Source organism: Flavobacterium sp. GW823-FHT04A11 (assembly GCF_058796535.1).
This window is the reverse complement of sequence record NZ_CM179503.1, coordinates 1,269,121-1,283,183: the sequence shown is the minus strand read 5'-3', so window position 1 is coordinate 1,283,183 and position 14,063 is coordinate 1,269,121. Positions and strand designations below refer to the sequence as shown.

13 protein-coding genes are annotated in these 14,063 nt (G+C 34.2%); 12 read left to right on the top strand and 1 reads right to left on the bottom strand.

Going from position 1 to position 14,063, the window contains the following annotated elements; genetic code table 11:
• The first annotated feature begins 59 nt into the window (after positions 1-59).
• From AC3QL1_RS05625 to AC3QL1_RS05600, 6 genes are all read left to right on the top strand, one after another.
• Positions 60-1,115 (top strand): aldose epimerase family protein, encoded by a 1,056-nt coding sequence (locus AC3QL1_RS05625; RefSeq protein ID WP_492495845.1) that lies wholly within the window; start codon positions 60-62, stop codon positions 1,113-1,115.
• A gap of 34 nt (positions 1,116-1,149) precedes the next feature.
• Positions 1,150-2,310, top strand: a complete 1,161-nt coding sequence (galK, locus tag AC3QL1_RS05620; protein WP_492495843.1) for a galactokinase — start codon at positions 1,150-1,152, stop codon at positions 2,308-2,310.
• A 10-nt stretch (positions 2,311-2,320) separates the two neighbouring features.
• Complete coding sequence (locus AC3QL1_RS05615) at positions 2,321-3,394, top strand: UDP-glucose--hexose-1-phosphate uridylyltransferase (protein ID WP_492495841.1); 1,074 nt, start codon at positions 2,321-2,323, stop codon at positions 3,392-3,394.
• Positions 3,395-3,480: 86 nt separating this feature from the next.
• Positions 3,481-5,166, top strand: coding sequence for a sodium/sugar symporter (locus tag AC3QL1_RS05610; protein WP_492495839.1), 1,686 nt, complete (start codon positions 3,481-3,483; stop codon positions 5,164-5,166).
• 101 nt (positions 5,167-5,267) lie between these two features.
• Complete coding sequence (locus tag AC3QL1_RS05605) at positions 5,268-5,606, top strand: L-rhamnose mutarotase (RefSeq protein ID WP_492495837.1); 339 nt, start codon at positions 5,268-5,270, stop codon at positions 5,604-5,606.
• An 87-nt stretch (positions 5,607-5,693) separates the two neighbouring features.
• The gene (locus AC3QL1_RS05600; protein WP_492495835.1) at positions 5,694-6,302 is read left to right on the top strand and encodes a hypothetical protein; all 609 of its coding nucleotides are present in this window, start codon (positions 5,694-5,696) and stop codon (positions 6,300-6,302) included.
• 258 nt (positions 6,303-6,560) lie between these two features.
• On the opposite strand, the gene AC3QL1_RS05595 is transcribed toward AC3QL1_RS05600, so the two are convergent.
• The gene (locus AC3QL1_RS05595; protein WP_492495833.1) at positions 6,561-7,820 is read right to left on the bottom strand and encodes an NAD(P)/FAD-dependent oxidoreductase; all 1,260 of its coding nucleotides are present in this window, start codon (positions 7,818-7,820) and stop codon (positions 6,561-6,563) included.
• A gap of 101 nt (positions 7,821-7,921) precedes the next feature.
• Between AC3QL1_RS05595 and flxA the strand changes: the two genes are divergently transcribed.
• From flxA to AC3QL1_RS05565, 6 genes are all read left to right on the top strand, one after another.
• A complete protein-coding gene (gene flxA / locus AC3QL1_RS05590) occupies positions 7,922-9,442 on the top strand; it encodes a flexirubin biosynthesis tyrosine ammonia-lyase FlxA (RefSeq protein WP_492495831.1) in 1,521 nt (506 codons plus the stop codon).
• A gap of 40 nt (positions 9,443-9,482) precedes the next feature.
• Positions 9,483-10,697: a WG repeat-containing protein gene (locus AC3QL1_RS05585; protein ID WP_492495829.1), complete on the top strand. Its 1,215-nt coding sequence runs from the start codon at positions 9,483-9,485 to the stop codon at positions 10,695-10,697.
• An 88-nt stretch (positions 10,698-10,785) separates the two neighbouring features.
• Positions 10,786-11,517 carry a flexirubin biosynthesis SDR family reductase FlxB gene (flxB, locus tag AC3QL1_RS05580; RefSeq protein ID WP_492495827.1) on the top strand — a complete coding sequence of 244 codons (732 nt, stop codon included), beginning with the start codon at positions 10,786-10,788 and terminating at the stop codon, positions 11,515-11,517.
• A gap of 21 nt (positions 11,518-11,538) precedes the next feature.
• Entirely contained in the window at positions 11,539-12,762 is a 1,224-nt protein-coding gene (locus AC3QL1_RS05575) for a beta-ketoacyl-[acyl-carrier-protein] synthase family protein (protein WP_492495825.1), read from the top strand.
• Positions 12,763-12,766: 4 nt separating this feature from the next.
• Positions 12,767-13,021 carry an acyl carrier protein gene (locus tag AC3QL1_RS05570; RefSeq protein WP_318801405.1) on the top strand — a complete coding sequence of 85 codons (255 nt, stop codon included), beginning with the start codon at positions 12,767-12,769 and terminating at the stop codon, positions 13,019-13,021.
• On the top strand, positions 13,021-13,905 hold the full coding sequence (locus AC3QL1_RS05565; RefSeq protein WP_492495823.1) for a lysophospholipid acyltransferase family protein: 885 nt from the start codon (positions 13,021-13,023) through the stop codon (positions 13,903-13,905). Before AC3QL1_RS05570 ends, AC3QL1_RS05565 begins: the two co-directional genes overlap by 1 nt.
• Positions 13,906-14,063: the final 158 nt, after the last annotated feature.

Genomic DNA, 14,063 nt, shown 5'->3' with positions numbered 1-14,063 from the left:
CTGGTATGCAAAATTTTAAAATGTTTCTATTTTTGGATTTCATTTTTAGTAATTTTTTTATGGAATTAAAACACATATCGCATTTAATAGATATATCTTATTCGAAATTGTTTGGTTTAATGCCTGATGGAGAGAAGATTTATTCTTTTGAATTGTCTAACAAAAATGGAATGAAAGTACAAATCATCAATTACGGTGCGACTGTTACTTCATTACAAATTCCTGTTGAAAATGAAAAAACGGTTGATGTAGTTTTAGGTTTCGATAATTTAGAAGCTTATCTGCAATCTTACAATTTACCAAGCGCACCTTATTTTGGAACTACAATTGGGCGTTATGCCGGAAGAATCAATAAAGGAAGTTTTACTTTAAATGATAAAACATTTCAATTGGCCGGTAATAATAATGGTAATACGCTGCACGGCGGAAATGATGGTTTTGGCAAAAAAGTATGGTTTGTTACTGCTTTAACCGAAGGTGAAAATCCATCGATAACATTTAGTCTGTTAAGTGAAGATTTAGACGAAAATTTCCCCGGAGAATTACGCATTGATTTAACGTATACTTTAACCAAAGAAAACGAATTACAATTAGAATATAAAGCGACAACAACGGAAGATACTGTTATAAACCTGACGCATCATAGTTATTTTAACCTCAACGGTCATTATTCTAGTGTTTTAGATCAGGAAATGTTTGTCAATTCTGATAAGATTTTAGAAACAAACGACGATAATATTCCATCAGGGAATTTCACAACTCTTTCTCATCACGATTTTGATTTCAGATCGCCAAAAAATTGTCCTGCTGTTATTGATAATTCATTTGTGTTGGATTCTAACAATGCCATCGCAGCGACTTTATTCAGTACAAAAAACAATTTAAAAATGAACGTTTACACAGATCAGCCAAGTGTGCACGTGTATGTAGGCGGAAATTGTTTTGATACTTTAAAAGGAAAAGAAAATGTTGATTATCATCGCTCAAGCGGAATTTGTTTTGAAACGCAAAATTTTCCGGATGCACCAAATCATGCTAATTTTCCAAATTCTATTTTGAAAAAAGGAGACGAATATCATCAAAAAACAGTGTATCAGTTTCAAAAAATAAACTAAAAAATATAAAAACCCACATCTATATTATTACCCAATGAATGACATTTTAATACAAAACACAACCGCATTTTTTGAGAAATCTTTTGGATCTGCTCCTCAAAAAGTAGTGCTTTCTCCAGGCCGAATTAATATTATTGGAGAACACATAGATTATAACGACGGTTATGTTTTGCCTGCTGCGATTGACAAAATAATTTGTTTTGCTTTCGAAAAAAGTAATTCTTCGACATCAAAAATAATTGCTATTGATTTAAATGAAGATTTCGAAATTGATTTAACGCAGGAAGTGCAATTAAGCGATGTTGTCTGGACAAATTATATTCGCGGTGTTATCAAACAATTGCAGGATAATGGTTTTTCATTTGAAGGTTTTAATTGTGTTTTTAGCAGTAATATTCCGGTTGGTTCCGGATTATCGTCTTCTGCGGCTTTAGAATGCGGGATGCTTTTTGGAATTGCAGCACTTTTCAATCTTACTATTAAAAAGGTTGATATTGCTTTGATGGGACAAAAAGCAGAACATTGGGTTGGTATTAACTGCGGCATTATGGATCAGTTTTCAAGCGTACACGGACTTGAAAATAAGGTTATAAAATTAGATTGCAATACATTGGAATTTGAATATCACGATGCCAATTTCAAAGATTATTCGTTGGTTTTATTTGACAGTAATGTAAAACATTCTCTTTTTACATCTGAATATAATACCAGAAGAATGGAGTGTGAAGAAGGTCTATCGATTATAAAAAGTCATTTTCCGGAAGTAAAAAGTTTCAGGGATTGTACGGAAGAACAAGTTTTGAGCATTCGTGACAAAATGAACGAAACAGTTTTTAAAAGAGTACATTTTGTAGTTAAAGAAATAAATCGCGTTACTGAAGCGTGTAAAGCTTTGGATAACGGAAACATAGAACTTTTAGGACAATTACTTTTTGAGACACATTATGGTTTATCGCAAGAGTATGAAGTGAGTTGTGAAGAGCTGGATATGCTTGTAGATACTGCAAAATCTGATGATAATGTAATTGGTTCGAGAGTAATGGGAGGTGGTTTTGGAGGCTGTACCATAAATTTAATTAAAAAAGGTCATGAAAATGAAGTGAAAAATAAGTTTGCAAATCTTTATTTAAATATATTTGGTATCGAACTAAAATTTTATGATGTAAAAATCGCAAACGGAACAACACTACTTTAATACCACAACAATGAAAAATTTTGACATTAACGAAGACCCGCACAGGCGCTATAATCCATTAATTAATGAATGGGTTTTAGTTTCACCTCATCGCTCAAAACGTCCCTGGCAAGGACAAAATGAAGTTGTTATAACGGAAGAATTGCCAAAACACGATTCAACTTGTTACTTATGTCCGGGAAATGTTCGGGCAAACGGAGCAAACAATCCTGACTACAAAGACAGTTTTGTGTTTGAAAACGATTTTGCGGCCATGAAACAGGATGAGATTATTTTTGAAGAAGATATTAAACATACCTTTTTTAAAGCACAGCCTGAGCGCGGAATTTCGAGAGTGGTTTGTTTTTCGCCAAGACACGATCTTACTTTGCCCGAAATGACAATTGGTGAAATCGAAACGATCATCAAAACATGGCAAAATGAATATACCGATTTAGGAAATATTAAATACATTAATTACGTTCAGATTTTTGAGAATAAAGGAAGTGTTATGGGTTGCAGCAATCCGCATCCGCATGGACAAATCTGGGCACAATCCTCTTTGCCGACTCAGGTTGAAAAAACACAAAAATGCTTAAAAGCCTACTACGATAAAAACAACAAAACATTATTGGCAGATTATCTTCAGGCCGAATTAAGATCCGGAGAACGCATTGTAATCGAAAATGAACATTTTGTAGCTTTGGTTCCGTTTTGGGCAATCTGGCCTTACGAAACAATGATTATCAGCAAAAGATCTTTTGGAAAAATTACTGATTTTACCCCGGAAGAAACGCTTGCTTATGCCACAATATTAAAAGAATTAACGACAAAATACGATAATTTATTCAACACTTCTTTTCCGTATTCATCAGGAATTCATCAGGCGCCAACAGATGGTTTTGAACATCCGGAATGGCATTTTCACATGCATTTTTATCCACCATTATTAAGATCTGCAACTGTAAAAAAATTCATGGTAGGTTACGAAATGCTTGGCGAATCGCAACGGGATATTACACCTGAAAAAAGTGCAGAAGTTTTAAGGGAATTATCAACTGTGCATTATAAAAGCAAAGAAAAAAACCGGGTAGCACAATCATAATACAAACCAGTTTTAGAAATTAATCCATTTTAAAACTTAAAAATAAACAAACAATCACCCTTTACTAATTTTTTAAAATACTAACAATGAACCAGAACCTTGCCTTCGCAGATTATGCGGTTTTTATTATTTATTTCATCGTAGTTTCGGTCTACGGTTATACTGTTTATCGCAAACGTAAACAAGATGAACAAGATGCTAAAGCCTACTTTTTGGCCGAAGGAAACTTAACATGGTGGGCTATTGGAGCATCTTTAATCGCCTCAAATATTTCAGCAGAACAATTCATCGGAATGAGCGGTGAAGGTTTCTTCTTAGGAATCGCCGTTGCAGCTTACGAATGGCTTGCTGCTGTTGCCTTGATTATTGTGGCCGTTTGGTTTATTCCTGTTTATCTTAAAAACAAAATTTACACAATGCCTCAATTCTTAAAAACACGTTATAACGAATCGACTGCCCTTATTATGGCTGTGTTCTGGTTGTTTTTGTATGTATTTGTAAATTTAACTTCTATCCTTTATTTAGGAGCTGTTGCCATTAACGGTCTTGCCGGAGGAGAATATCTTCACGTGATTATGGTGGGATTAGCCATATTTGCTTTGTTTATTTCTTTGGGAGGAATGAAAGTTGTGGCTTATACTGATGTTATTCAGGTTGCTGTTTTAATTATTGGAGGACTTGTAACTTCTTATATCGCATTAACAACTGTTGGACAATATTTTGGCGTAGGCGAAAATGCTATTGCCGGTTTTAAAGTTTTAATGAGAGAAGCTCCGGAGCATTTCAAAATGATTATTCCAAAACCTACTGCAACATCTTCTCAGCTTGATATTGATAAGTACTTAACATTCCCTGGTTTGATGTCGTATCTTGCCGGTATCTGGATCATCAACTTAAACTATTGGGGTTGTAACCAATACATTACACAAAGAGCACTTGGTGCTGATTTACAAACGGCTCGTACCGGTATTTTGTTTGCGGGTATGCTAAAATTATTAATGCCATTAATCGTAATGTTACCAGGTATTGCTGCTTTTGTTTTATACCAAAACGGACATTTACCACAATTGGTTGGAGGAAAAGACGGTGCTTATTCTGCTGTATTAACGTTCTTGCCAACAGGTTTAAAAGGACTTTCTGTAGCGGCGTTAACGGCTGCAATTGTAGCTTCTTTGGCAGGAAAAGTAAACAGTATTTCGACAATTTATACGTTAGATATTCATAAAAAATACATCCAGAAAGAAGCCGGAGAAAAACAACAGGTAAACATTGGTAGAATTGCCGTTTTTGCTGCGATGCTTTTAGCGGTTTTATTTACATGGAATGATATCCTGGGAATTGGCGGTGTTGGTGGATTTACTTATATCCAAAAATACACCGGATTCATTAGCCCTGGAGTTTTCGCCATGTTCTTCCTTGGTATGTTCTGGAAAAGAACAACCGGAACTGCAGCGATTGTGGGTGTAATTCTTGGATTTGTATTGTCTGTATTGTTCAACGAATATGCTCCAATGTTATTCGGAAACGAAACATTATTATACACAGCGTATCCTAATGGAAAAGGCGCATTCGAAATTCCATTCCACATTTGTATGGGATTATCGTTCTTCTTTACGATGTTAGCGATGATTGGAATCAGTTTTGCCGGACCAAAAGTAAATCCAAAAGCGTTTGAAATAGACTCTGAAATGTTTAAAGTAAAACCACAAACTACAGTTTTAATCGTAATTACATTATTGATTATTGTAGCATTATATGTAAAATTCTGGTAGTATAATTTTTACTATATTATTTTTTGAAGAATAAAAGACTGTCTGTAAACGACAGTCTTTTTTTTGTAAATTACTTTTTTAAAACCTAACTCTTCTTACCAATGACCACACAAAAATTTTGTTTAGCCTTAGATTTAAAAGACGATTCCAATTTAATTGAAGAATATAAAAAGCTCCATCAAAATATTTGGCCCGAAATTACAGAAAGCATAAAAAACTCCGGAATTTCTATTCTCGATATTTATTGTACCGGAAACAGATTATTTATGATTATTGAAGCCAACGCCGATTTTACTTTCGAAAAAAAATCAAAAGCAGACGCTCAAAACCCAAAAGTTCAGGAATGGGAAACGTTAATGTGGAAATTTCAACAAGCTTTACCGTGGGCAAAACCCGGAGAAAAATGGGTTTTGATGGAGAAAATATTTGAATTGAAATAACCCTTACTTTGCTCATAAATAATTTTATATAAAATAGTTTTTAATAAAAAAACATTTAAATTTGAAACTTAACTTTTAACCAATTTTATGAAAAAACTAGTAATTGCATTGTTGTTTATTTCGGGTGCAGCATTTGCACAGGACATGAATGTCGTAAAAGGAGATTTCAATTTTTTGAAAGATCAAAAAGAGATTAATGTTGAGTTTGATTATAGTAATTTTACTATGATGAAAGAAAAAAAATCTGAAGCTCAATATGTCGAAGAAAGAACGGCAGATTTAAATACCAAAACAAAAGGAAACGGAGACGCCTGGAAAAAAAGATGGAAATCTTCTCCGGAATTAATCTGGAGTCCAAAATTTTTAGAACTAGCCAATGTGGTTTTAGCTAAAAAGAAAAAAGATGTAAATTTTCAGGAAGGTTTGACAAATGCACCTTATACTTTAATTGTGCAGACAGTATGGCTTTATCCGGGTTGGGATGCAGGAATAATGAAACAAGAAGCAAAAGTGAGTACAAACTTAAAGTTTGTTGAAACGGCTAATAAATCAAATGTTTTGCTGGAAATCACAAGCGAAGAAGCTCCCGGAGATCAATGGGGAAACAATTACAGCAACGAATCAAGAATTGGAGAAGGATATGCTAAAACGGCAAAATCACTTTCGCAAATGATTCTGAAAAAAGCTTATAAATAATATAAAAAAAGAGACTTTAAAAGTCTCTTTTTTGTTTTTATGAATGTCTTAATTTATTATTTTGATATTTGTGTTATTAAATAATAGCAGCTTCGTCAGAGAAATTTTTAAGGGCTTCTGCTCCTTTTTTTATCATCATTATTTGGAGACGCGATGAATCGCGTCTGTACCGTTATGGATAATATTCCATGTAATCTCCAGCATAGTATAGACGCGATTCATCGCGTCTCAACGCAATCTAAATCCATCTCTTCTTGATTATTCTTTAATATTTTCTTTTTCTTCTTTTTGCATATTTAATAAATACGCCATATTCTTGATCACATGATCGTGTTTCTTCACAAACGGATTTTCTTCGTTCCAGACATAACCTGCCAAAACAGAACAGATTTTCTCTTTTACTTCCGGGTTTTCAGGTTGGTGGAAGAATAAAGTCTGCAGGTTTCCGGTGTACCATTCTTTCACGTAAGTGGTAAAAACAGCAATTCCGCGTTTCATGTATTCTGTAAATTCAGTTTCCCAATCAACAGCAATTCCCTGCGATTCCTTAATATATAATTTTGCTGCCAGCATTCCGGATTCTGTTGCAAAAGCAACTCCGGAAGAAAAAACAGGATCTAAAAATTCAGAACTGTTTCCGGTTAAAGCAAAACCGTCACCATACATTCTTTTTACGGCTCTTGAATAATTCTCCAGTTTTACCGGTTCAAACAAAAACTCCGTTCCTTTGAATCTTTTAATATAATAATCCGATTTCTGAATAGCGTTTCGCAAAGCTTCAGCATTGTCTTTGTTTTCGGAAAGTGAGTTAATGAAATCTGTTGGCCCCACTACTCCCAAACTTGTATTTCCGTTAGAAAAAGGAATTACCCATAACCAGACTTCGGTTTCCAGAATATCAAAAGAAATTTGAGTTCCTTCTTCACCTTCTGGTCTGTTAATATCTTTTACATGTGTAAATATCGAAGAGTGCGGATCTAGTTTTGATGGCGTATCAAGATCTAAAAGTCTTGGCAAAACGCGTCCGTATCCGCTGGAATCGATGATGAACTTCGCGTGAATTTCTTTTAGATTTCCGTCTTTGTCTTTTACGATTGTTTTAGAATTTTTTCCTTCGAAGGAAACTTCCAGAACTTCTGTTTCAAATTCTAAATCGATTCCTTTTCGAATAACTTCCTGAGCCATTGTGTTATCAAAATCTGCTCTTGGCACCTGCCAAGTCCAATCCCAGCCTTCTCCAAATTTCTGGCTGAAATCAAAAACACAAATTTCTTCTCCTCTGATAAAACGTGCTCCGAGTTTTTTCTCAAAATTCATCGCATCAAGACATTCAAAAAGTTCCGCTTCTGCAAAGTGATCCATTACCCTTGGAATAAGACTTTCTCCAACAACAAGTCTCGGAAACTTTGTTTTTTCGACCACTTTTATCTTAATATTGTTTTTATGAAGATAAGATGCCGAAACACATCCAGAAGGTCCTGCGCCTATTACTAAAACATCTACAAACTCCTTTATCATATTAAAAATGTTATCAATTATTAAACTACATTTGCCATCATCAAAATAACTACAATTATTTTGATAAATAAAATTAAATTAGCACAACCAAAAACAATTTAATGAATACAATTAATGAATATTTAAGTTTAGCAGAATTCGAATCCATTATATTTGGAAATAACAAAGTTGTTGTGAGCGACCTTGTATTAAATCGAGTAAATGAAAGCTTCAATTTCCTAAAAGAATTTTCAGGAAATAAAGTGATTTACGGTGTAAATACAGGTTTTGGGCCAATGGCGCAATATCGAATTAAAGAATCAGATCAGATTCAATTACAATACAATTTAATCAGAAGCCACTCTTCAGGAACTGGAAAACCTTTAAGCCCGGTTTGTGCAAAAGCAGCAATTTTGGCGCGATTAAATACTTTATCATTAGGTAATTCAGGAGTTCATCCTTCTGTAATTCATTTAATGGCTGAATTAATTAACAGAGATATCACTCCGTTAATTTTTGAACACGGCGGCGTTGGTGCCAGCGGTGACTTGGTACAATTATCACATTTAGCTTTGGTTTTAATTGGAGAAGGCGAAGTTTTTTATAAAGGAGACAGAAGACCAACTCCGGAAGTTTTTGAAATTGAAGGTTTAAAACCAATTCAGGTAGAAATCAGAGAAGGTCTGGCTTTAATAAACGGAACTTCTGTAATGACCGGAATTGGAGTTGTAAATGTTCATTATGCTAATAAATTATTAGACTGGTCATTAAAAGCTTCTTGTGCCATAAACGAATTGGTTCAGGCTTATGATGATCACTTTTCTGAAGAATTAAACCAAACCAAACGTCATAAAGGACAACAGGATGTGGCTGCAAAAATGAGAGCCAATCTTTCAGACAGTACTTTAATCCGTAAAAGAGAAGACCACTTATATTCTGGAGAAAATACCGAAGAAATCTTCAAAGAAAAAGTACAGGAATATTATTCATTGCGTTGTGTGCCTCAAATTTTAGGCCCGGTTCTTGAAACAATCAATAATGTTGCTTCTATTTTGGAAGACGAATTTAACTCGGCAAATGACAACCCAATTATCGACGTAAAAAACAAACACGTTTATCACGGAGGTAATTTCCATGGCGATTATATTTCGCTTGAAATGGATAAATTGAAAATTGTGATTACCAAGTTAACCATGTTGGCAGAACGTCAGTTGAATTATTTACTGAATTCAAAAATCAATGAAATTCTTCCTCCGTTTGTGAATTTAGGAACATTAGGATTTAATTTCGGAATGCAGGGAGTTCAGTTCGTTGCAACCTCAACAACTGCCGAAAGCCAGATGTTATCCAACCCAATGTACGTTCATAGTATTCCAAACAACAATGACAATCAGGATATTGTAAGTATGGGAACCAACTCGGCCGTAATTACATCAAAAGTAATCGAAAATTCTTTTGAAGTTTTGGCTATCGAATTGATTACAATTGTTCAGGCGATTGATTATTTAGAACAAAAAGGTAAAATTTCATCTGTTACCAAAAAATGGTATGACGATGTTAGAAATATAATTCCGGTATTCAAGCAAGATCAGGTTATGTATCCTTTTGTTCAGCAAGTAAAAGATTATCTGATCAACAGTTAATATTTTTGTTTTTACATTATTAATATTGAACCTTAAAATCATGAAAAAACTATCTATTTTTTTATTAGTATGCTGCATTCAATTTGTTAATTGCCAGGAATTGGCATTAGTTAAAAAAAATTCTAAAATTGGATATATTTCCAAAGACGGAAACTTTAAAATTGAACCACAATACAAGTCGGCAAAAAGCTTCTCTGAAGGTTTGGCGGCTGCAGAAAATAACGGAAAATGGGGATTTATTGATTCAAAAGGAACTTGGGTAATTCCAGCCGATTATAAGGACGTTAAAGATTTTAACAGCGGAATTGCCATTGTACAAAAAGAGAAAGACTGGCTTTATATCAATACAAAAGGTGAAATTCAAAAAGCGCCTCCAACAGAAAAATTATTTGATTTTAATAACGGCGTTGCTTTTATCAGACAAGGAAACAAAGTTGGGCTGATCAATTCAAAAATGACTGTTGTTTTAGAGCCAAAATACGATCAGATAAAGCCTTTTGAAAATGGTTTTGCAAGAGTTGAAAGTAATAAAAAATGGGGAATCATTAATACCGCAGGAAAGGAAATTATAGAACCTTCGTATGATGAAATAGGTAATTATTTTAAAAATACAACCTGGGCAAGAAAAGATAAAACGTTTGGAATTGTGAGTGCCGGGAATTTTATTGCCGTAGATGGTGCAGAAAAAATCTGGGATTTTGAAACTCAGGATTTGACTTACGCCAAAAAGAACGGAAAAATAGGATTTATTGATTTAAAAGGAAACTGGATAATTACTCCTATATATGATAAAGCAAAAGCGTTTTCTAAAAATTTAGCGCCGGTTTGCGTGGGATCTAAATGGGGATATATTAATCCGAAAGCAGAATTTGTTATTACGCCAACTTATAGTGATGCAGAAGTTTTTAGCCCAAACGGACTGGCTCCGGTAAAAGAAAAAAACTGGGGATTTATCAATGAAACAGGAAAACTGGTCATTCCGACCCAATATGGTATTACTTCAAACGGTTTTGTGATTTCTTTATTTGTACAACAAGACAAAGGATTTATTGATGGTGTTGCAAGAGTAAAAAACGAAGGAAAATGGGGATTTCTTAAACCAGACGGAACCGTTTTAGGAAACCAATGGTTTGAGAACGCTGAACTGTTTTCGAATACTAAAGAAAAAAATAACACAACTGAAGCAGTTACAGAAAAAGCAAAACCGGAAACAAAACCGGCAGCTGCAAAATCTGTAACTAAAAAGAAAAAATAACAGTTGTGTTCTAAAAAATAATTTTACATACAATGAAATTGCACCTAAAAATGACAATATCATTTATGACTAAAAATAAATTCTACATATGAAATGTGTATTAGTAACGGGTGGTTCAAGAGGAATTGGAAGTGCTATTTGCAAAAAATTAGCGGTTGAATCCAGCTATCATATTCTGATCAATTATCACTTAAACAAAATGGCTGCAGAAGAAACTTTGCAGGAAATTCAAAAATTGGGCGCAACCGGAGAAATCTTAGGTTTTGATGTTTCTAATTTTGAACAGGTACAACAAACTTTAACACAATGGCAGGAAGCAAATCCTGAAGCGATCGTTGAAGCAATTGTAAACAATGCCGGAATTACAAAAGACGGTCTTTTTATGTGGATGACTCCCGAAGACTGGAACGGCGTTTTAAATACTAGTGTTAATGGCTTTTTTAATGTTACGCAATTTTTTATTCAAAAAATGTTACGCAATAAATATGGCCGAATTGTAAATATGGTTTCTGTTTCGGGAGTAAAAGGAACTGCCGGACAAACCAATTATTCAGCAGCAAAAGGTGCTATTGTTGCAGCTACAAAAGCACTTGCTCAGGAAGTTGCAAAACGCAATATTACCGTTAATGCAGTTGCTCCGGGTTTTATCAGAACTGATATGACAAGCCAGCTAGACGAAAAAGAATTACTAAAACTAATTCCCGTGAATCGTTTTGGCGAAGCCGAAGAAGTAGCCGATTTAGTAAGTTTTTTGATTTCAAAAAAATCTAGCTACATTACAGGAGAAATTATCAATATAAACGGAGGAATATATTCTTAAAAAATTACTTATAAAAAGACCATGAATAAGAGAGTTGTAATTACCGGAATGGGAATTTATTCCTGTATAGGAACTTCTTTAGATGAAGTAAAGGAGTCTTTGTACAACGGAAAATCTGGTATTCAGTTTGATCCTGAGAGAAAAGAATTTGGTTTTCAGTCAGCCTTAACGGGTATGGTTCCAAAAACTGATTTAAAATCTTTATTAACCAGAAGACAACGTATGAGTATTGGTGAAGAAACCGAATATGCTTATATGGCAACCATTGAAGCGCTAAAAAATGCCAACATTGATGATGCTTTTTTTGACGACCGCGAAGTGGGTATTATGTATGGAAATGATAGTGTCTCAAAAGCCATTATTGATGCTACAGATATTGTTCGTGAGAAAAAAGATACAGCCTTAATTGGCTCGGGTGCAATTTTTAAATCGATGAATTCTACGGTTACCATGAATTTGTCCACGATTTTTAAACTTCGAGGTATCAATCTTACCATCAGTGCCGCTTGTGCAAGTGGTTCGCATTCTATTGGACTGGCTTATTTTTTAATAAAAAGCGGTTTTCAGGACATTATTATTTGCGGAGGTGCACAGGAAATCAACAAATATGCCATGTGCAGTTTTGATGGTTTAGGCGTTTTTTCATCAAGAGAAGGCGAGCCTCAAAAAGCATCAAGGCCTTTTGATGCTGACCGCGACGGATTAATTCCGAGTGGCGGCGGTGCTACTTTAATATTAGAAAGTTACGAATCTGCTATTGCGCGCGGTGCCAATATTATTGCCGAAGTTGCGGGTTACGGATTCTCTTCAAACGGGGGTCATATTTCGACGCCAAATGTTGAAGGCCCTGCAACAGCCATGCAAAGAGCACTTGATGACGCACAATTAAAAGCCAGCGATGTCGATTATATCAATGCTCACGCGACTTCAACGCCTGTTGGAGATAGCAATGAGGCAAAAGCTATCTTTGAAATTTTTGGCGAAAGCAATCCTTACGTAAGTTCAACAAAATCAATGACTGGCCACGAATGCTGGATGGCCGGAGCAAGCGAAATTATTTATTCGACCCTGATGATGCAGCATGATTTTATAGCTCCCAATATCAATTTGGAAAATACAGACGAAGACTCTGCTAAATTAAATTTAGTTAAAACTACGTTAAATAGAAAAATTGATATATTTTTGTCGAATTCCTTCGGATTTGGAGGAACCAATTCTGCACTGGTAGTTAAAAAGTTTAAATGAAGCGATGAATAAAGAAGAAATAATAAAAAAAATTAATGGTTTTTTGGTTGATGAATTTGAAGTAGATAATGACGACATTGAACCAGACGCAAATTTAAAAGATACACTAGGGCTTGATAGTTTAGACTATGTTGATTTAGTAGTTTCTATTGAAGCAACCTTTGGTGTGAAATTAGTTGAAGCTGATTTTGTTGGAATTTCCTCTTTTCAAACTTTCTACGACCTGATCGAAAACAAACTAAAAGCAAAAACTGCTTAATGAGTCAATGGGATGGCAAATCAAAAGGAACAGTTTTAGGCTATAAAATATTCGTTTTTTTAATACAGAAAGCGGGTGTTAAATCCGCTTATGTTTTACTTTATTTTGTGGCTTCTTATTATTTCTTGTTTCTAAAAAAGAGCAACAAAGCGATTTCCTACTATTTTAAAGAAAGACTAAAATATTCCGGGTTCAAATCTAAAAAAATGGTTTTCAAAAGTTATTATACTTTTGGACAAACCATTATTGACAAAATTTCTATTTCGGCAGGAATGCGAAATAAATTCACTTACGAATTTGACGGAATTGATATTCTAAAAAATCTTTTGGCTGAGAAAAAAGGCGGTGTTTTAATTAGCGCCCACATTGGAAATTTTGAAATCGCCGAACATTTTTTTGGCGAAATCGATCTTGATTTCCAAATCAATCTCGTTACTACAGATTTAGAACATTCCGCTATCAAACAATATCTGGAAAGCGTTACCCAAAAACCAACCGTAAAATTTATTATTATCAGAGAAGATTTATCTCATATTTTTGAGATAAATGCGGCTTTGGCCAATAATGAATTGATTTGTTTCACCGGCGATCGTTATTTTGAAGGCACAAAATCACTTTCAGAAAAAATATTAGGTGCAGAAGCTAATTTTCCCGCAGGTCCGTTTTTAATCGCATCGCGCTTAAAAGTTCCGGTGGTTTTTGTTTATGTAATGAAAGAAGCAAACCTGCATTATCATTTATACGCTCGCGAAGCTGTTGTAAAACACCGCGATGAAAAAGCACTTTTAAAATCATATGTAGAAAGTGTAGAATCTATGCTTCAAAAATATCCGTTGCAATGGTTCAATTATTTTGATTTCTGGAATCAGTTAAAATCGAAATAAAAAATACAACGCATATGTTAATTTTAACACGTAGAAACATAGCTTATGACATTTAAAAAAGGCATTTGACTAAAAATAGATCGGATAGTTATGTGAAAAAATCTAAATTTTCTGAAACAACTTTGAATTAGATTTTTAATTTTTAATTCTCAAATTTT